Here is a 17515-nt window from a genome sequence, read left to right as displayed (position 1 = left end):
TAGCCACGGGCGGCGACGCCTCACAAAGGATGAGAACTCCGGCCGGCCCCCAGATAATTTCATGGCGGCGCGAGAACGAAAACGGGCGGGACCGTCTCCGATCCCGCCCGCCGATCTTTCAGTCTGGCTGAAGGCCTACTTCGCCCAGACGCCGAACGGATCGCTCCACGGCATGTCCAGCGCCTCGGCGACGGCCGGATAGGTCAGCTCGCCCTTCAGCACGTTCAGGCCGCGCGCCAGGTGGGGGTTGTCCTTCAGGGCGTCCAGGCCCTTGTCCGCCAGCGCCAGACCGAAGGGCAGGGTGGCGTTGTTCAGGGCTTCCGACGAGGTGCGCGGGGCGGCGCCCGGCATGTTGGCCACGCAGTAGTGGACGACGCCGTCGATGACGTAGGTCGGGTCTTCGTGGGTGGTGGCGTGGCTGGTCTCGAAACAGCCGCCCTGGTCGATGGCGACGTCGACCAGCACCGAGCCGGGCTTCATCGACTTCAGGTGTTCCTTCTTGATCAGCTTGGGCGCCTCGGCGCCCGGCACCAGCACGGCGCCGATGATGACGTCGGCCTTGACCAGTTCCTCTTCGATCGCGCCGATCGAGGAATAGCGGGTGATGACCCGGCCCTGCGTAACTTCGTCGATGTAGGCCATGCGCGGGATCGAGCGTTCCAGCACCACGACTTCGGCGCCCAGGCCCATGGCCATGCGGGCCGCGTTCAGGCCGACGACGCCGCCGCCCAGCACCAGCACGCGGGCCGGAGCCACGCCCGGAACGCCGCAGAACAGCAGGCCCATGCCGCCGTTGTGCTTCAGCAGGGTCTCGGCGGCCGAGAAGACGGCGATCCGGCCGGCGACTTCCGACATCGGGGCCAGCAGCGGCAGGCCGCCCTGCGCGTTGGTCACGGTCTCATAGGCGACGGCGGCGCATTTCGAGGCGATCAGGCCCTTGGTCTGTTCGGGATCGGGCGCCAGGTGCAGGTAGGTGAACAGGATCTGGTCCTCGCGGAGCATTTCCCACTCGACCTTCTGCGGCTCCTTGACCTTCACGATCATGTCGTTGTTCGCGAAGATTTCGGCGGCGGTGTCGACGATCTTGGCGCCCGCCTTGACGTAGTCGGCGTCGGTGAAGCCGGCGCCCAGACCGGCGCCCTTCTCGATCGAGACGGCGTGGCCGTGGGACACGTACTCGCGCACGGCGGTCGGCGTCAGGCCGATGCGGTGCTCGTTCTTCTTGATTTCCTTGGGGACGCCGACGCGCATGGGGAGTTTCCTTGCCTGAACCGGGTACGAGCCACTCTGCGGCGGCCGCGTTTCGCGCGCAATCTAGCGGCGGTTTCCGCGCAGGTTCCTGTTCTTTTTGCTGACTGATCGACGTAAAGTCGCAGAATCTGCGAACGAGGCCGCCTGTGAAGACGATTTCCGCTGTCACCCTCGATGATACGGATCGGAAGATGCTTCGCGCCCTGCAGGGCGACGGGCGCATGACGAACGCCGATCTGGCCCGCGCCGTGAACCTGTCCGAGAGCGCCTGCCTGCGCAGACTCAGGGCGCTGGAGAGCGAAGGGGTGATCAGCCGCTACGCCGCCATCATCAATGAACGCGCCGTCGGCCTGCCGATCAGCGTCTTCGTGACGGTGACCCTCTCGTCCCAGGCCGAAGCCGCCCTGACCGCCTTCGAGACCGCCATCGCCACCGTGCCGGAGGTGGTGGAATGCTATCTGATGACCGGCGGCTCGGACTATCTGTTGCGTCTCGTGGTCCGCGACGTGGACGACCTGGAACGGGTCCACTCTCGCGAACTGACCCGCATCCCCGGTGTGACGCGGGTGTCGTCCAGCGTGGCGATGCGGACGGTGGTCAAGCGCGGCGCATTACCGGTTTGACACTGGACCCCGACCGATCCCGCCCTCAGTTTGGCGGGGTGGGCCATTCGCTTTTCCAGACCCTGACCGCCGGCGGCCGCATGGAGCGGCACCGCCACGCGCACGCCTATGCCGCCCTGGTGCTGTCCGGCGGCTATGTCGAGGCGGGGGATCGGGGCCGCTTTCGCGCCGCTCCGGGCCAGGTGCTGATCCACGGCGCCTGGGAATCCCACATGGACGCGGTGTCGGCCTCGGGGGCGGTGGTGCTGAACCTGCCCTTCACCGACCCGGTGGCTTTCGGCGTCGGCCGGATCGCCGATCCCGACGTCGTCGCGCGGGCCGCCCGGCGTGACATGGTCGAGGCCCTGGGGCTGTTCCGTGAAGCGCTGACGCCCGCGTCGGACGACGGAGGCGACTGGCCCGACCTGCTGGCGGCCGCGCTTCGCAGGGGACCGGATGTCGGACTTGAGGCCTGGGCGGCCGGGGCCGGCCTGGCGCCCGAAACGATCAGCCGGGGCTTCCGCCAGGTCTTCGGCACGACGCCCCGACGATACCGCGCCGAGCAGCGGGCGCTGAGGGCCGCCCGGGCGCTTCAACGGCGCGAGGACCCGCCGGCGGCGCTGGCGGCCGAGCTCGGCTTCGCCGACCAGGCCCACATGAGCCGCGCTGTCGCCGCCCTGACCGGCCTTCCGCCAGGACGGCTTCGGGTCAAGTCGGTTCAATCCTGAGGCTCCGGGCTCGACTAGGTCTGGGCCATGGATCGACGCACCCTCCTCTCCGCCGCCCTCGCCGCGCCCCTGGCGCCCGCCGTTCTGCTGACCATGCCGTCGTCTGCGCGGGCGCGGCCGCAAGCTTCGGGATCGAGCCGTCCGCCCGGCCGCACCGACTGGCGGGTGCAGGATTCCGAGGGGCAGGACGCCATCGCCTTCCTGGCGCCCCTGTCGGGCCGTGAGCTCTACACGCGCTACTACGCCGAAGATGTCGCCGCCTTCGCGCCCCGCCTGCCGGAGGCGGTGCGGCGCGCCGTCCCGGCTCTATGGCAGACGGCCGAGGATGACGGCTTCGGCCTGTTCTCGCCGAACCTGAACACCATCCTGTCCCACGCCGACCGCGACGCGACCCTGGACGACATGATTGTCGCCTTGGGCGATCCGGAGGCGATCGTCCGTCCGACCTACCAGGCCGGTCCCTACTGGGACCAGAAGGACTGGGACTGGTTCGTTCGTCATGCGCCGGAGACGCGCACGATTCTGGAGGCGATGAAGACCGCCGGCTTCCCCGCCTGGCGCCGCGAGCGGGCCGGCGCGGCGCTGGAGGCCGGACTGACCATGCTGCGCGCCGCCCTGCCGGCCTTCGACATCATCAAGGTCGAGGAGAAGTTGACGGGACGGACCTTCGATCCCCGCATCGACATCACCCTGCTGCAGTTCTCCAAGCCCCATGGGATCAAGGTGCACGGCCAGCGCTTCCTGCAATCGGCCGACTACGACGTGGGCCTAACCGTCCGGATCGCCGCCCATGAGCTGCTGCATCCGCCCGTGCCGATGGACGGCCCGACGGCCCTGGCGGCGCTGGCCGTGCTGGAAAGGGATCCGCTGATCCCCCGCATCGTTCGCGAGCATGATCCCCGCTTCGGCTACACGACCCTGGAAGGCGTCCTGAACGAGGACCTCTGCCAGGCGCTGGACCAGACCGTCAGCGAAGTCCTCGGCGTGGCGCGCAATCCGGCCGACCGCTGGCGCACCCAGGACGACGGCATGCATGTGCTGGCGGCGGGACTCTACGGCCTGCTGCGCGAGGATCGCTGGTCGCGCGAGGGCGGCTCGATCGAGGCTTGGCTCGCCGACGCGGTTCGCCGGGGCCGGCTCGCGCCCGAGGTCCTGCATCCGGTCGCCGCCCGCGTGCTGGAACGGCCCGTCGACCGGCTCTGGCCGCTGGCCCCGGACGCGTAGCGAAGTCGCGCCTAGCGCAGGGCCAGGGTCACGGCCTTGATGTCCACATACTCGTCGATGCCGTGGACCGAGCCCTCCTTGCCGTAGCCGGAGGACTTCACCCCGCCGAACGGAGCCACGGCGGTCGAGATCAGGCCGGTGTTCACCCCGCACATCCCCGCCTCGATGCGGCGGCCGATGCGGAAGGCGCGGTCCAGGTCGCGGGTGAACAGATAGGAGGCCAGGCCGAACTCGCTGTCGTTGGCCTTGCCCAGCACCTCGTCCTCGGTCTCGAACGGGAAGACCGGGATCAACGGACCGAAGGTCTCCTCCTCGCGGAACAGCTTGTCATCGCCGCCCAGGGTCACGGTCGGCTGGAAGAAGCGGCCGCCCAGTTCGTGGCGCGTCCCGCCGGTCAGAACTCGCCCGCCCAAGGCCTGCACCTTGGCCAGGTGGTCCTCGACCTTGGTGATGGCCTTGTCCTCGATCAGCGGCCCGACCTTGACCCCGGCTTCAAAGGCTGGACCGACCGGGATCTTCGCCACCTCGGCGGCCAGCTTTTCGGCGTAGGCTTCGGCGACCGACGCCTCGACATAGACGCGGTTGGGACAGACGCAGGTCTGGCCCGAGTTGCGGAACTTGCCCTTGATGGTCTCGGCCACGGCCAGATCCAGATCGGCGTCGGCGAAGACGATGAGCGGCGCGGCGCCGCCCAGCTCCATCGACACCCGCTTCAGGGTTGGGGCGCACTGCTCGGCCAGCTTGCGGCCGACCGGGGTCGAGCCGGTGAAGGACAGTTTGCGGATCAGGGGCGAGGCGGTCAGAACCCCGCCGATGGTCGCCGCGTCACCGGTGATGACGCTCAGCGCGCCCTTGGGCAGGCCCGCCTTGTAGGCCAGCTCCGCCAGGGCCAGGGCGGTGAACGGCGTCTGGCTGGCCGGCTTGACCACGGCGGTGCAGCCGGCGGCGAAGGCGGGACCCAGCTTGCGGGTCAGCATGGCCGCCGGGAAGTTCCACGGGGTGATCAGGGCGCAGGGGCCTACCGCCTCGCGGAAGGTCAGGATGACGTGGCCGAGCGGGCTGTCCTGGGTCTCGCCGATCAGCCGTTCGGCCTGGCCCGCGAACCATTTGATGAAGCCGTTGGCGTAGGCGACCTCGCCCTTGGCTTCCTCGAACGGCTTGCCGTTCTCCAGCGCCATCAGGGCGCCCAGACCCTCGGTGTTCTCGTCGATCAGCCGCGCCCATTCGCGCAGGAAGGCGGCGCGCTTGTGCGGGTCGGACCGCGACCAGGCGGGGAAGGCCGCGTCGGCCGCCTGGATGGCCCGCTCGGTCTCGGCGGCGCCGAGGTCGGGGATGTGGCCGATGACCTCGCCCGTGGCGGGATCATCGACGGCGATCCGCTTCGCCCCCGTCACCGCCTCTCCGGCGATGAAGGCGTGTTCGCGAAGGAGCGCCAGGCCGGCGTCGCGGGCGGAGGTGTTCATGGTCAGTCGTCCGGTTCGGGGAGGAACGGAGGGAACGCGTCAGGTCTCGATCGTGTCCAGGTCGCGGCCCTTTGTCTCCGGCAGCCAGATCAGGCTGACGATGACCGCCACGACGGTGAAGGCGACCGAGTACCAGAGGCCGAAATAGATATTCCCCGACGCCGCCACCAGGGCGAAGCTGGCGGCGGGCAGCAGCCCTCCGACCCAGCCGGTGCCGATGTTGTAGGGCAGGCTCATCGCCGTATAGCGCACCCGGGTCGGGAACAGTTCGACCAGCGCCGCGGCCTGGGGGCCGTACAGGGCGCAGGCCGCGACCATGAAGATCATCAGGATGGCCCAGGTCAGCGGCATGTTGATCCGCGCCGGATCGGCCTTGGCCGGATAGCCGGCGGCGGTCAGGGCGGCCTTGGCGCGGACCTCGAGGTCCGCGCGCGCCGCCTTCAGCGCGGCCGGGGCCATGGCGCTTCCATCGATCGAGGCGACCTCGGCGTCGCCGACCCGGATCACAGCCGGCGCGCCGGCTGGAGCGTCGACGGTCTCATAGGGGACGCCGGCGTTGGACAGGGCGATGCGGGCGATGTCGCAGGAGCTGGAGAAGACCGCCTTCCCGATCGGATCGAACAGCAGGTTGCAGTCGGCGGGGTCGGCCACGACGGTCACCGGGCTGGAGACCTGGGCCTCCGCAAGCGCCGGATTGGCGGCGCGGGTCAGCGCGTGGAAGCCCGGGAAGAAGGCGACCAGCGCCAGGATCATCCCGAACAGCATGACCGGCTTGCGCCCCATCTTGTCCGACAGCCAGCCGAAGAAGATGTAGAGGAAGGCCGAGGCTACGGTGACCATCAGCACCAGCTGATCGACCGTGTTCGTATCGACCTTCAGCACCTTCTCCATGAAGAAACGGGTGTAGAAATACCCGCAGTACCAGACCGCGCCCTGGGCGATCATGATCCCGAACAGGGCGATCAGGACAAAGCGGCCGTTGCCCCACTGGAAGAAGGCCTCGCGATAGGGCGCGCGGTTCTCGCCAGACTCCGCCTCCATGCGCTGATAGGCCGGGCTCTCGTTCAGCTTCAGCCGGATCCACAGCGACACCGCCAGCAGCAGGGCCGAAAGCAGGAAGGGAATGCGCCAGCCCCAGTCGTCGAAAGCCTCGGTCCCGACCAGGGCGCGCGTCGTCAGGATGACCGCCAGGGCGCCGATCAGGCCCATGGCCGCGGTGGTCTGGATCCAGCCGGTCAGCAGGCCGCGCTTCTTCGGCGGCGAATGTTCGGCGACGTAGATGGCGGCCCCGCCGTACTCGCCGCCCAGGGCGAAGCCCTGCAGCATGCGCATGATCAGCAGCAGGATCGGCGCGGCGATGCCGATGGTCCCGTAGTCCGGCAGCAGGCCGATGGCGACGGTCGCCACCCCCATCAGGGTGATGGTCACCAGGAAGGTGGTCTTGCGTCCGGTGCGGTCGCCGAACCAGCCGAACACCAGGGCGCCGAGGGGGCGCACCACGAAGCCCAGGCCAAAGGTCAGCAGGGCCATGATGTAGCTGACGGTCTCGCCCGCATCGGCGAAGAAATGCTTGGCGATGACGGTGGCGAGGGAGCCGAAGACGAAGAAGTCGTACCACTCGAACGCCGTGCCCGCCGCTGAGGCGCCCACGACCGTCTTCAGGCCCGGTCCATCCCGGGTTTCAACCGCTTGCGTCATCCAACGCCTCCCCGCGTCGTGAGCGTCGTCTATGGACGCTTCGGCGCGATGCTAGAGCGCGCCGCGCCGGGCGCAAGCGGGAAGCGGCGGGCCAGACAGGCGAAGGCCCGCCGGTGGGGGGACCGGCGGGCCTCTTTCAACCGGATCGCGGGTCGGGGGAACCGCATCCGGGAACTCGAAACGGGTTTAGTTCTTGGCTTCTTCCGCAGCGCCCGTGACGGCGTTGCCGGCGGCGGAGGCGTCACGGCCCACGCCGGACACCGTGTTGCAGGCGGCGGTGGTCAGGGCGGCGGCGGCGGCGACCAGAATGAAAATCTTGCGCATCGGTTCAACTCCATGAGGCCGGGGAGGCGTCTGCCGTATCAACGTCGCGGGGCTTTGGGGGTTCCCAGGTCGGCGGGATCGACAGGGACCACGGCCTCGGGCGTGGCGAAGGTCATGCGGGCGATCGTGCCGCCTCCCTCGGCCGGCAGCATCTCGACCTCTCCGCGCAGCTGCTTGGCGAAGGCGCCCATCAGGGTGCGCCCCACGCCGGCGCGTTCCGTCTCGCTGACGCCCGGTCCGTTGTCCTGCACCTCCAGGACGCTCTGGTCGCCCTGCACTCGGAAACGGACCTTCAGGTCGCCGCCTCTGCCGGCGAAGGCGTGTTTCTGGGCGTTGGTCACCGCCTCGACCAGCCAAAGGGCCAGTGGAGCCAGCTTGTCGGGATCGACGACCAGCGAATCCGCCTCCACCGACGAGGTGACCAGATGGCCGCGCCCGCTCTCGCTGGCGATCAGCTGGCCGACCAGTTCGGTCAGGAAGATGCGGGCGTCCGCATAGCGCAGGTCGTCGCTCTGGTAGAGGGTGCGGTAGATCAGGGCCAGGGCCGCGATCCGCTGGCGGGTGTCGCCCACGGCCGCCTTGGCTGGTTCGTCCTTCAGGGCCCGCTGCTGCATCGACAGCAGGGACGAGATGATCTGCAGGTTGTTCTTCACCCGGTGGTGGATCTCGCGCATCAGCGCGTCCTTTTCCTCGACCGAGGCCAAGAGGGCGGCGTCACGGGTGGTGATGGTCTCGGCCAGTTCGTCCAGGGTCTTGGCCAGCACGCGGATCTCTGACGGCGCATTGACCGCCTGGACGGGACGCACCGAGAAGCGGCCGCGGGCGTAGATGGCGGCGATCCGTTCCAGATAGTCGAGCCAGCGCACCACGATGCGCTCGCTGAACAGCATAACCGAGACGAAGGCGGCCAGCCAGGCGGCCAGGGGCATCAGAAGCAGGCCGACCGGGTTCAGGCGCGCCCATGACAGCAGGCCCGGCGACGGCGCCGACAGCAGGGCGTAGACGTCGCGTCCGGCCAGGGCCGCGCCGGCGAAGACCCGGCGCCGACCGTCGGAATCGCCCTCGAAGATGGACGAGCCCTGGGTGCGGGCGCGATCGACCCAGCCGAGCAGGCTCTGGTCGCCGGTCAGGGTGAAGGCGTCGACATCCGTGGCCGTCAGGATGCGGCCCTGCGCATCGGTGAGGGCGGCCTGGGACCCCTCGGGCAGGGCGGCGTCGGCGACGTCCGGCTGCAGGGAGGCGAGGGGGATGACCGCGATCATGGCGCCGTCGAAGGCGCCCAGGGGCCGTTCAAGCCGCAGGGCGACGATCAGTCCCGGCGGTCGTCCCGGCGCGGCGGGCGCGCGGGCCAGCACCGTGTTCTCGCCGGCCCGCAGGCGCTGGAACCAGGCGCTGCGGCGGGCGTCGATCAGCCAGGGCGGCGGCGAGGCGCCGAGCGCTTGCGAAGCGCAGGCGGTGTAGCCGGTGGAGCTCAGCCGGGCGAGGCCGTCAAGGTCGTCCAGCCGGTCGACCAGCGCCGTCAGCCGGGGTTCGCAGAACAGCTCCAGCGCCTCGGGCCGCAGCGCCTGGAGCAGGACGCTGGTGCTGTCCAGCCGCGCCTTGGCGCTGGCGGCCGTGCGTTCGGCGGCCAGTTGCAGGTCCTGCCGCCGCTCCGTGTCCTGAAGACGGAACTGCTGTTGGGCCTGGAAGGCGCCCAGCAGGAGGATGGGCAGCAGGGCAAGGGCCAGGGCGACGCCCAATCGGAAGCGGATGCCCTGGAATTTCGGCTGAGCCAGCCCCCTGCCCAGTGCGCGCCCGATCCGCACCGGATCAGTTCCGGACGCTGCTCAAGCGGTCGGCGGCGGCCAGGATGGAACGCATGGCGTCGCCGGCGGCGCGGCCGTCGCGGGCGTAGCCGCCCTTCTCGAGCGTGGCCTGAAGCGCCTTGCGGGCGCGGGAGACGCGGCTTTTGACCGTGCCGACAGCGCACTGGCAGATTTCGGCGGCCTCCTCGTAGGCGAAGCCCCCGGCGCCGACCAGGATTAGCGCCTCGCGCTGTTCCTCGGGCAGGGTGGCCAGGGCCAGGCGCAGTTCGTCCAGCGCGACCGGGGATTCCGGATCGTCCACGGCCACCAGGGTCCGCTCGGCGGCTTCCTGGTCCAGCTGCGACTGGCGCCAGGATCGGCGTTTCTCGGAATAGAACTGGTTACGCAGGATCATGAAGGTCCAGGCCTTCATGTTGGTGCCCATCTGATAGCTGGCGCGGGCGTCCCACGCCTTCATCATGGCGTCCTGCGCCAGGTCGTCGGCCGCCGTCGGATCACCGGTCAGGGTGCGGGCGAACGCACGCAGATGCGGGATCAGCGCGACCAGCTCTTTCTTGAAGGCGTTGTCGTCAGCCGAAGGGGGCTTGGGCGGCGGGTTCGTGCCGCTCATGCGCCGCTCCCGCGCTCGTCGGCGCGCCTCAGAATGTCGAGAAATTCGTCCGGGACGGGCTCGTTCACGACCTCATCGAACATATGCCTCAGCTTCACGCCGATAGCCTGCTGACGCAGGCGAGCCTCCTCGAGGCCGGCTCCGTCCTTGGCCGGTTTCCCCGGAGGGTTGGATTTGTCTGTCATTGTAAAAAAAATCGCCACCCAGACGCTATTGTAGAAGCGGGAAACGCCACCCCCGGTTTCGGGTTCCGGGGATGGAACCGAAATATGCTCAAGCTTTCTTTCGCGTTCGGGAACCGTGACTGATTTGATACGTTTCCATCGATTGCTGCGGTCCCGTTTCCGGGGGCCTGCAAACCTATGTCGGGGACTTCGAGTATGAGCCTGCTGGCCCGCCTTGCGCCGCATCTTCCCTATGTCCGCCGTTACGCTCGCGCGTTGACCGGCGATCAAACCACTGGGGACAACTACGTCCGCGTCGCGCTGGAGGCCCTCGCCGCCGGCGAGCGCCAACTGCCGACCGAGATGACGCCTCGCGTCGCTCTCTATCATGTGTTCCACGCCATCTGGACCTCGACCGGCGCCCAGTTGGAGGACAAGAGCGGCATCGAAGGCCGCGACGATCCCACGGGCCGCCTGATGCGCATCGCGCCCCGGTCGCGCCAGGCCTTCCTGCTGACCGCCCTTGAAGGCTTCACCCCTTCGGAAGCCGCCCAGATCCTTGACGCCGACGCCCAGGACGTCGAGCGCCTGATCTCGGAAGCCCAGTCGGACATCGACGCCGAACTGGCCACCGATGTCCTGATCATCGAGGACGAGGCCATCATCTCGGCCGACATCGAAAGCCTGGTGAAGGAGCTGGGCCATCGTGTCACCGGAACCGCCACCACCCACGACGAAGCGGTCGACGCGGTGTCGCGTCATCGTCCGGGTCTCGTGCTGGCCGACATCCAGCTGGCTGACGGCTCGTCGGGCATCGACGCGGTCAAGGACATCCTCAAGCGGATCGATGTGCCGGTGATCTTCATCACCGCCTTCCCCGAGCGTCTGCTGACCGGCGAGCGGCCGGAGCCGACCTTCCTGATCACCAAGCCCTTCCAGCCGGAGACGGTGAAGGCGGCGATCAGCCAGGCGCTGTTCTTCCATCCTTCGCGCCAACGGGAAGCGGCCTGACCGTTTCCGCCTTCTGACGCATGAAGAAAGGCCCCGGTCTCGCGACCGGGGCCTTTGTCGTTGGGGCTTCCGCTATTGAGCCGGAGCGGAAGCGGTCGGGGGCGCGGCGGCCTCCCGGTTGAAGGCCTGGGAGTCGACGGGTTGCTCGCCGTTGTTGGCGTTGGTGCGTTCGAAGCCGCCGTTGCTGACGAACCACATGCCCAGCAGCAGGATCGCAGCCGCGCCGGCGGAAACGATCAGCAGGGTCAGAATGCGCACGCCGCCCCGGCCGCCCCGGACATACTGGGCCTCTACGGGACGGCCCTCGTGGACGGCGTCGGCGGATTTGTCGTGTGGGGATTCATGGGTCATGACGGCCTCCCGATGGTCAATGGGTCGGCTGTTCAACGCGGCGGTCGGCGCCGCTGTTCCGGTCTCGCTCGAAAGGCGAAATAAATCCGAAGCGCTCCGGAACCCCATTCAGGAGACCCCGTTATCAGTCTGCGGAGGCGGCGACGCCCCCCCGACTTAGGACTGGCCACAGCCAGTCTGTCGCCTCCGCGCCTCATTCTCGATGATGCCACTTCGGGCGGACCCTCTGCGGTCCGCCTTTTTCTTTGCGCCGTCTGGACAGTCGCGCGGCTGTCGCCACTATGTGGGTCCAGAAAGAAAACCCGGAGGGACATCCCATGGCTCGAACCAACCGTCAGTGGGTGCTGCGTCAGCGGCCCAAGGGCCTGATCCAGCCCGGCGATCTGGAGCTGGTCGAGGCGACCCTGCCCGACCTGAAGGATTCCGAGATCCTGGTCCGCACCGTCTATCTGTCGCTGGACCCGACCAACCGCACCTGGATGAACGAGGCCGAGGGCTATCTGCCCGCCGTGCCGCTGGGCGGCGTGATGCGCGGCCTGACGCTGGGCGTGGTCGAGGAAAGCCGGTCGGAGCGCTTCAAGGTGGGCGACGTGGTCACCACCGCCGCAGGCGGGTGGGCCGACTATGCGGTCATTCCCGACGCCGCGGCGTCGCGGGCCCATCGTGCGCCGGGCCTGCCGCTGACCGCCAACATGTCGGTGCTGGGCATGACCGGCCTGACCGCCTGGGCGGGCGTCACCGACGTGCTGAAGGCGCAGGCGGGCGAGACCATCGTCATCTCCGCCGCCGCCGGCGCCGTCGGCTCGATCGCGGGCCAGATCGCCAAGGCGCGCGGCGCGCGGGTCATCGGCATCGCCGGCGGGGCCGAGAAATGCCGCTGGCTGACCGAGGATCTCGGGTTCGACGCCGCCATCGATTACAAGAACGAAGACGTGGGCGACGCCCTGGACCGCCTGGCTCCCGACGGCTTCGAGATGAATTTCGAGAACGTCGGCGGCGACATCATGAACGCCGTCTTCAACCGTCTGAAGATCCATGGCCGCATGGCCGTCTGCGGCCTGATCTCGTCCTACAACGCCACCCGCATGCCGCCGTCGCCGAACTTCAGCCGATTGATCACCCACCGGCTCGACGTGCGCGGCTTCCTGGTCCTCGACTACGGCCATCGCGGCAAGGAGATGGTGGCCGAGGTCGGTCCGATGCTGGCCGACGGCCGGGTGAAGTGGAAGGTTCATGTCGATGACGGGCTGGAAGGCGCGCTCGACTCGCTGAACCGCTTGTTCACCGGCGATCACGACGGCAAGCTGCTGGTTCGGGTGTCGGAAGAACCGGCCGCCTGACGGAGCGCCCCGGATGACCGAACCCCTGCACGTCCATTTCGAAGATCTGGGCGTCGGCGAGGTGGTGCCGCTGGGGGCCTGTATGGTCGACCAGGCGGCGATGGAGGTGTTCATCGAACGCTTCCTCCCGGGCTGGGATCCAGCCTATGGCGCGCCCGACGCCATGGTCTACGCCCTATGGAGTCGACTGTTCGCCGACAAGGCGGCGGGCTGGGCCCAGTCCAAGGTGCTGGCGGTCGACGGCCTGCGCTACATGCGCAACCCGCCCGCCGGCGAGCTGATGCGCGGCCGCATGACCGTCATGGGCAAGGATCCGGTAGGGGACGAGAAGGGCATCGTCATCGCCCAGCACGACATGCTGGACGAGGCGGGACGGCTGATCTTCTCCTGCCTGACCCGCTCGCTTCTGGCGCGTCGATAAGAAAAAGGCCCCGCCGTCGCCGGCGGGGCCTTCTCATTCTGAAGTCCGGATGGACGCTCAGGCGTTGGCGGCGGCCGGCTGTTGCGCGGCGCGCTGGAAGGCCATGGCGATCAGGCGATCCCAGCCCAGCAGCGACACCAGGTGGGCGTAGATCTGGCCCAGGGCGCCGTTGTCGCGCAGTTCGGCCAGCTTCTCGTGCGACAGGCCCTTCAGCTTGTCTTCCGAAATGGCGAAATACTCGGCCAGCTTCTGCGGCTCGGCGGCGGTGCCGTCCGGATTGCGCGGGGTGAAGACGGCTTCCTTGGTCTCGAACAGGTCAAGCTCGGTCAGCAGGGCGACGAAGGCCTCGGTGCGCTGACGCTCCTGTTCGAAATTGTTGCAGAACTCCATGGCCTGCTGCGTATACGGCGACGGCTGGCCATCGACGAAGAGCGGGGTCTGGCCGGCTTCCTTGAGGAAGGGGGCGGCGCGGTCTACGCACAGGATCAGGCGCTTCTGGGTGTCGTCGTTGGCGAAGACGAACGGATAGCGGCGCACATAGGCCGGGATGTAGGCCTCGGGGCGGAAGTCGCCCTCTTCGCTGACATACAGGTTCTCGGCCGGGCGCAGGCCCATTACGGCGACCGGCTGCTTGGCCTCGCCGACGAAGATGACCGGATAGGACAGGGCGGCCGGAGCGAACTCGGTCACAGTCAGCGGCACCAGGTTGGTGACGGCGGTGAAGGCGTAGGGCCGATCGACCGGATCGACGCCCAGCGTGCCGTGGGCCTCGACCGACAGGGGTTCGGGCTGGCTGTAGAAGAGGACGTTTCCGGACAGGCCGGCGGTCTGGGCGGTGGTGTCGGTCATGGACGCGGTCAGCTCTGGAAAAAAGAGGAAGGCGGGCCTTCTAGCCCAGAGATGGGAGACCGGCAAACCGGCTCGCCTTCCAGGTTCGTCTAGAAGCTGTAGCTCACCCCCACGCGGAGGTTTCGGCCGGGCAGGGGCGCGATGTCCTTCAGGAAGCTGACGTGCTCGCGGGCCTCCTCGTCCGTCAGGTTGCGGCCCTCGGCGAAGATCGAGACCTTGCGGTCGCTGAACGGCCGCCAGACGCCCGACAGATTGACCAGGGTGTAGCCGTCCGTGCCCAGCTCATACTCGGCCAGACGGTCCTGCTCGCCCACGTGGCGGACCTCGAAGGTCGCGTCGAAGGGGGTGGAGGTCCAGGCCAGACGGCCGGTCACGCTGTATGGCGGGATGCGGGCGGCGGGGCCGACGTCGGTCTCGGCGTGCACATAGTCGGCGGCGCCTTGCAGCGACAGCGCCCGGTCGCCCGAGCTCCACAGCTCGTACTCGGCCTCGGCCTCGAAGCCGCGGAATTTCGCGCCGGTCTGGACGAACTGGAAGATCGGGAATTCCTCGCCGTCGTCGACGAAGGTTGCCCCGGTGTCGCGCTCGTCGATGAAGCCGTCGTATTTGGACGCATAGACGTGCAGGTCGCCGCGGAACCTGCCGGCGTCATAGTGGACGGTCCCCTCGATGGTGGAGACCTTCTCGTTGTCCAGCGTCGGGTCGCCGGTCTCGTAGACGGCCGTGGCGATGTGCAGGCCGTCGGCGAACAGCTCGACCTCGGAAGGCGCGCGCTCGTTGTGCGCCAGGCTGAGGCCCAGGAAGAGGTCATGCGTCGGGCGGACGAAGACCGCCGCCGAACCGGACCAGTTGTCGAAGCTGCGGTCGACGCGCGGGTCGCCGTTCAGCGGGTTGGCGGCGAGGCTGCGCCGGTCGTAGCGCAGACCGCCCTCCAGGCCCCAGCCGTCGCGGTCCAGGCGCTGGACCGTGTAGATCCCGGTCTCCTCGATCTTGCTGGACGGGACGAAGGCTTCATCGCCGATGGCCTCGAAGGTGCGCGACAGGGCCTGCACCCCGATCGCGCCGTTCCAGCCGTCGCGGGTGCGCTGGACCAGGTCGATACGGCCTTCCTGGCCGTCGGAGTTGAAGATAGTGCCCGGTTCGCCAGGACCCTCGAACTCGGTGTGGGTGTACTCAGCGTGGCCGGCTGAGCCGCGCACCGCCTGGAACGGGCCGCCGTCGAAGCGCAGCTCGCCGCGCACGTCCTCGCGGGTCTGCTTCAGCTCAATGAAGACGTCCGGCTCGGCCACGGTGCCGTAGGTCGAGGACAGGTCCTTGTATGACGCGCCGATATGGCCGCGCGACCCGATGTAGGAGGCGCCCAGGCCCCAGCTTTCCAGCTGCGAGAAGCTGTTCGGCTGCGTGCCGCCGTCACCGCGCGCGACGCCCTCGGCGTCGGCCAGACGCTGCGAGATGGCGGGCGAGGGGATGTCGTAGTCCGAGGCGTCCTTCTTCACCCCCTCCACGTTCACGGCGACGGGGCCGAGCGCGAAGGTGGCGCGGCCCGAAGCCGACCAGCCGTCATCGACGCTGGAGGCCTGGGTCGAGACCATGCCGTCCACGCCGTCGGGCAGGGCGTCCGGGATGCGGCCGTCCAGCACATTGACCACCCCGCCGATGGCGGTGCCGCCGTAGGCCAGGGTCGCCGGGCCGCGCACGATCTCGATGCGATTGGCTTCGGCCGGATCGGTGGCCACCTGGTGGTCGGGCGAGACCGAACTGGCGTCGATCAGGCCGATGCCGTTGGTCAGCACCTGCACGCGCGGGCCCGACAGGCCGCGGATCACCGGGCGGCTGGCGCCGGGCGCGAAGTCGGTCGAGCGCACGCCCGGCAGGCCGTTGACCAGGTCACCCAGCGAGGCGGCCGGCGCCTGGGCCAGCTGTTCCTCGGTCAGAACGGTCGTGGCGATGGTGGTGGCCCGCTGGCTGATGCCGAAGGGCGCCCCGGTCACGACCACCTCGTCCAGCTCCGCCACCGGTTGCCGGGGCGCCGAAGGCCCGTTCTGGGCGGAGGCGGCGCCCGCCAGCGCACTCCAGCCGAGGGCGGTCAGGAGGGCGGCGCGGGAGACGGCGGCGAGGGTCATGGAGAGGACTCGGAGGGGAGGATTCTGTGAGTGTTATGAGATAACATCACACGAAGTCAAGCGGGATGCGGTTGCGGCGGGGCGGGGGAAGGATTAGCTCTCAGTCATGGGCGACACCTGCCATCACCATCATCATGACGGTCCGCCGTCCGCCTCGACCGTGGCCCTGGCCTTGGCAGCCGCGGACGCGCGTCTGACGGGCGAGGGCGAACGCATGACCGCGGCCCGCCTGCGGGTGCTGGAACTGCTGCTTGCGGCGGGCGAGCCGGTGAAGGCCTACGACCTGATCGCGCGCTTCGGCGAGGACGGTCAGCCGGCCAAGCCGCCCACCGTCTATCGCGCGCTCGAGTTTCTCGAGCGCATGGGCCTGGCCCACCGTATCGCCTCGATCAGCGCCTATGTCGCCTGTTCCTCGGGCTCGGCGGACCATGCGGCCGCCTTCCTGATCTGCGACTGTTGCGGCGCGACCGAGGAGGTCTCCGCCACGGTCGCCGAGGGGCTGGACCGGGCCGCGGGCGCCGCCGGCTACGTCATCGAGCGCACCACGATCGAGGCCCACGGCCGGTGCCCGGCCTGCCGCGTCGCCGGCTGACGTCCGTTTCAAGTCGGTTTCTCTGGAAAACGGGCTCCCGGGTCTCTATCTCTGCGGCATGGACGCGATCCGGCTCTCCCCGCCCCGTCGCCTGAGCCTGCCGGTCGACAACCGGTGGGGCGCGGGCGAAATGTCGGTCCTCGATTTCGGCGACCCGAAGAGACCCGTGGACCTGGTCTTCGTTCACGCCAACGGCTTCAACGCCATGACCTATCGCACCCTGCTGGCGCCCCTGTCCGGGACGCTGCGCATCTGGGCCCCGGACCTGCGCGGTCACGGGCGCACCACCCTGCCGACGGAACGGCAGGGGCGGCGCGGCTGGAGCGATCACCGGGATGACCTCGTCGCCCTGCTGGATGCGCTGGACGGCCCGCCAGTGGTGCTGGCCGGACACTCCATGGGCGGCACCGCGGCCCTGCTCGCCGCCGCCGAACGCCCCGAGCGGGTGTCAGAGCTGGTGCTGATGGATCCCGTGATCTGGGGCCGCGTCACCGTGGCCCTGTTCCAGCTGCCCCTGTTCGACCGCCTGGCCTCGCGGATCCCGCTGGTGAAGAACGCCCTCAAGCGCCGCGCCGTATTCGACAGCCGAGAGCAGGCGCTTGCCGCCTATTCGGGCCGGGGGGCCTTCCGCGGCTGGCCCGAGATGATGATCGCCGACTATCTGGCCGATGGTCTGATCGAGACGCCCGAGGGCTTTGTCCTGGCCTGCGCGCCGGAATGGGAAGCCTCCAACTATGCGGCCCAGTCGCATGATCCGTGGCGGGCGTTGGGACGGGTCGACCGTCCGGTCCGCATTCTGCGCGCCGAGGCCGGCTCGACCTGCTTCCCCACCCGCAGCCCGCCGGGCCTGTCCAATGTCACGGTCGAGACGGTGCACGGCGGCACCCATTTCTTCCCCATGCTCAAGGCCGACGTCGCCCGCGACGCCCTGTTCGACGCAGCGGTCTGAGAGGGGGCGG

At 69.0% G+C, this 17515-nt stretch carries 18 protein-coding genes; 8 read left to right on the top strand and 10 right to left on the bottom strand.

What is annotated here, in order from left to right; translation table 11 throughout:
* Positions 1 to 135: 135 nt before the first annotated feature.
* The gene (gene ald / locus AC3WRV_RS00850; RefSeq protein ID WP_291836921.1) at positions 136 to 1251 is read right to left on the bottom strand and encodes an alanine dehydrogenase; all 1116 of its coding nucleotides are present in this window, start codon (positions 1249 to 1251) and stop codon (positions 136 to 138) included.
* Positions 1252 to 1406: 155 nt separating this feature from the next.
* Between ald and AC3WRV_RS00845 the strand changes: the two genes are divergently transcribed.
* The 3 genes from AC3WRV_RS00845 to AC3WRV_RS00835 are packed head-to-tail and all read left to right on the top strand — an operon-like array spanning position 1407 to position 3805.
* A complete protein-coding gene (locus AC3WRV_RS00845; protein WP_291836930.1) occupies positions 1407 to 1874 on the top strand; it encodes an Lrp/AsnC family transcriptional regulator in 468 nt (155 codons plus the stop codon).
* A gap of 38 nt (positions 1875 to 1912) precedes the next feature.
* On the top strand, positions 1913 to 2581 hold the full coding sequence (locus AC3WRV_RS00840; RefSeq protein WP_492311802.1) for a helix-turn-helix domain-containing protein: 669 nt from the start codon (positions 1913 to 1915) through the stop codon (positions 2579 to 2581).
* A gap of 27 nt (positions 2582 to 2608) precedes the next feature.
* Complete coding sequence (locus AC3WRV_RS00835; protein ID WP_492311801.1) at positions 2609 to 3805, top strand: hypothetical protein; 1197 nt, start codon at positions 2609 to 2611, stop codon at positions 3803 to 3805.
* An 11-nt stretch (positions 3806 to 3816) separates the two neighbouring features.
* On the opposite strand, the gene AC3WRV_RS00830 is transcribed toward AC3WRV_RS00835, so the two are convergent.
* The 6 genes from AC3WRV_RS00830 to nepR form a co-directional block, all read right to left on the bottom strand.
* On the bottom strand, positions 3817 to 5268 hold the full coding sequence (locus AC3WRV_RS00830; protein WP_492311800.1) for an NAD-dependent succinate-semialdehyde dehydrogenase: 1452 nt from the start codon (positions 5266 to 5268) through the stop codon (positions 3817 to 3819).
* Positions 5269 to 5307: 39 nt separating this feature from the next.
* On the bottom strand, positions 5308 to 6966 hold the full coding sequence (locus AC3WRV_RS00825) for an MFS transporter (protein ID WP_492311799.1): 1659 nt from the start codon (positions 6964 to 6966) through the stop codon (positions 5308 to 5310).
* Between the two features lie 186 nt (positions 6967 to 7152).
* Positions 7153 to 7290, bottom strand: a complete 138-nt coding sequence (locus AC3WRV_RS00820; protein WP_376859470.1) for an entericidin EcnA/B family protein — start codon at positions 7288 to 7290, stop codon at positions 7153 to 7155.
* A gap of 38 nt (positions 7291 to 7328) precedes the next feature.
* Entirely contained in the window at positions 7329 to 9095 is a 1767-nt protein-coding gene (gene phyK / locus AC3WRV_RS00815) for a sensor histidine kinase PhyK (RefSeq protein WP_492311798.1), read from the bottom strand.
* A gap of 4 nt (positions 9096 to 9099) precedes the next feature.
* Complete coding sequence (locus AC3WRV_RS00810; RefSeq protein ID WP_492311797.1) at positions 9100 to 9705, bottom strand: sigma-70 family RNA polymerase sigma factor; 606 nt, start codon at positions 9703 to 9705, stop codon at positions 9100 to 9102.
* Entirely contained in the window at positions 9702 to 9890 is a 189-nt protein-coding gene (nepR, locus tag AC3WRV_RS00805) for an anti-sigma T factor NepR (RefSeq protein WP_291836347.1), read from the bottom strand. Before nepR ends, AC3WRV_RS00810 begins: the two co-directional genes overlap by 4 nt.
* Positions 9891 to 10085: 195 nt before the next feature.
* Between nepR and phyR the strand changes: the two genes are divergently transcribed.
* The gene (gene phyR, locus AC3WRV_RS00800) at positions 10086 to 10880 is read left to right on the top strand and encodes an anti-anti sigma factor/receiver protein PhyR (RefSeq protein WP_291836344.1); all 795 of its coding nucleotides are present in this window, start codon (positions 10086 to 10088) and stop codon (positions 10878 to 10880) included.
* Between the two features lie 72 nt (positions 10881 to 10952).
* Here the strand turns inward: phyR and AC3WRV_RS00795 are convergent, their stop codons facing one another.
* The gene (locus AC3WRV_RS00795; RefSeq protein ID WP_291836341.1) at positions 10953 to 11231 is read right to left on the bottom strand and encodes a hypothetical protein; all 279 of its coding nucleotides are present in this window, start codon (positions 11229 to 11231) and stop codon (positions 10953 to 10955) included.
* Between the two features lie 317 nt (positions 11232 to 11548).
* Between AC3WRV_RS00795 and AC3WRV_RS00790 the strand changes: the two genes are divergently transcribed.
* Both AC3WRV_RS00790 and AC3WRV_RS00785 read left to right on the top strand, forming a co-directional pair.
* The gene (locus AC3WRV_RS00790; RefSeq protein WP_492311796.1) at positions 11549 to 12571 is read left to right on the top strand and encodes an NADP-dependent oxidoreductase; all 1023 of its coding nucleotides are present in this window, start codon (positions 11549 to 11551) and stop codon (positions 12569 to 12571) included.
* A gap of 13 nt (positions 12572 to 12584) precedes the next feature.
* Positions 12585 to 12992, top strand: coding sequence for a hotdog family protein (locus tag AC3WRV_RS00785; protein ID WP_291836335.1), 408 nt, complete (start codon positions 12585 to 12587; stop codon positions 12990 to 12992).
* A gap of 57 nt (positions 12993 to 13049) precedes the next feature.
* On the opposite strand, the gene AC3WRV_RS00780 is transcribed toward AC3WRV_RS00785, so the two are convergent.
* Positions 13050 to 13841, bottom strand: coding sequence for a SapC family protein (locus AC3WRV_RS00780; protein ID WP_291836332.1), 792 nt, complete (start codon positions 13839 to 13841; stop codon positions 13050 to 13052).
* 89 nt (positions 13842 to 13930) lie between these two features.
* On the bottom strand, positions 13931 to 15964 hold the full coding sequence (locus tag AC3WRV_RS00775; protein WP_492311795.1) for a TonB-dependent receptor: 2034 nt from the start codon (positions 15962 to 15964) through the stop codon (positions 13931 to 13933).
* Positions 15965 to 16070: 106 nt separating this feature from the next.
* On the opposite strand from AC3WRV_RS00775, the gene AC3WRV_RS00770 reads away from it, so the two are divergent.
* Together AC3WRV_RS00770 and AC3WRV_RS00765 are read left to right on the top strand one after the other, a co-directional pair.
* Complete coding sequence (locus AC3WRV_RS00770; RefSeq protein WP_291836325.1) at positions 16071 to 16556, top strand: Fur family transcriptional regulator; 486 nt, start codon at positions 16071 to 16073, stop codon at positions 16554 to 16556.
* 58 nt (positions 16557 to 16614) lie between these two features.
* Positions 16615 to 17505, top strand: coding sequence for an alpha/beta fold hydrolase (locus tag AC3WRV_RS00765; protein ID WP_492311794.1), 891 nt, complete (start codon positions 16615 to 16617; stop codon positions 17503 to 17505).
* Positions 17506 to 17515 lie beyond the last annotated feature (10 nt).

This window comes from Brevundimonas sp. EU05-FHT14B11 (assembly GCF_058790835.1).
The sequence above is the reverse complement of the archived record's forward strand: the minus strand, read 5'-3'. Positions and strand labels throughout refer to the sequence as shown.

What these genes read in the sequence shown, in the direction of transcription:
- ald (WP_291836921.1), bottom strand. Translation starts at nt 1,251, where the DNA reads ATGCGCGTCGGCGTCCCCAAGGAAATCAAGAAGAACGAGCACCGCATC.
- AC3WRV_RS00835 (WP_492311801.1), top strand. Translation starts at nt 2,609, where the DNA reads ATGGATCGACGCACCCTCCTCTCCGCCGCCCTCGCCGCGCCCCTGGCG.
- AC3WRV_RS00830 (WP_492311800.1), bottom strand. Translation starts at nt 5,268, where the DNA reads ATGAACACCTCCGCCCGCGACGCCGGCCTGGCGCTCCTTCGCGAACAC.
- AC3WRV_RS00825 (WP_492311799.1), bottom strand. Translation starts at nt 6,966, where the DNA reads ATGACGCAAGCGGTTGAAACCCGGGATGGACCGGGCCTGAAGACGGTC.
- AC3WRV_RS00820 (WP_376859470.1), bottom strand. Translation starts at nt 7,290, where the DNA reads ATGCGCAAGATTTTCATTCTGGTCGCCGCCGCCGCCGCCCTGACCACC.
- AC3WRV_RS00810 (WP_492311797.1), bottom strand. Translation starts at nt 9,705, where the DNA reads ATGAGCGGCACGAACCCGCCGCCCAAGCCCCCTTCGGCTGACGACAAC.
- nepR (WP_291836347.1), bottom strand. Translation starts at nt 9,890, where the DNA reads ATGACAGACAAATCCAACCCTCCGGGGAAACCGGCCAAGGACGGAGCC.
- phyR (WP_291836344.1), top strand. Translation starts at nt 10,086, where the DNA reads ATGAGCCTGCTGGCCCGCCTTGCGCCGCATCTTCCCTATGTCCGCCGT.
- AC3WRV_RS00795 (WP_291836341.1), bottom strand. Translation starts at nt 11,231, where the DNA reads ATGACCCATGAATCCCCACACGACAAATCCGCCGACGCCGTCCACGAG.
- AC3WRV_RS00790 (WP_492311796.1), top strand. Translation starts at nt 11,549, where the DNA reads ATGGCTCGAACCAACCGTCAGTGGGTGCTGCGTCAGCGGCCCAAGGGC.
- AC3WRV_RS00785 (WP_291836335.1), top strand. Translation starts at nt 12,585, where the DNA reads ATGACCGAACCCCTGCACGTCCATTTCGAAGATCTGGGCGTCGGCGAG.
- AC3WRV_RS00780 (WP_291836332.1), bottom strand. Translation starts at nt 13,841, where the DNA reads ATGACCGACACCACCGCCCAGACCGCCGGCCTGTCCGGAAACGTCCTC.
- AC3WRV_RS00775 (WP_492311795.1), bottom strand. Translation starts at nt 15,964, where the DNA reads ATGACCCTCGCCGCCGTCTCCCGCGCCGCCCTCCTGACCGCCCTCGGC.
- AC3WRV_RS00770 (WP_291836325.1), top strand. Translation starts at nt 16,071, where the DNA reads ATGGGCGACACCTGCCATCACCATCATCATGACGGTCCGCCGTCCGCC.
- AC3WRV_RS00765 (WP_492311794.1), top strand. Translation starts at nt 16,615, where the DNA reads ATGGACGCGATCCGGCTCTCCCCGCCCCGTCGCCTGAGCCTGCCGGTC.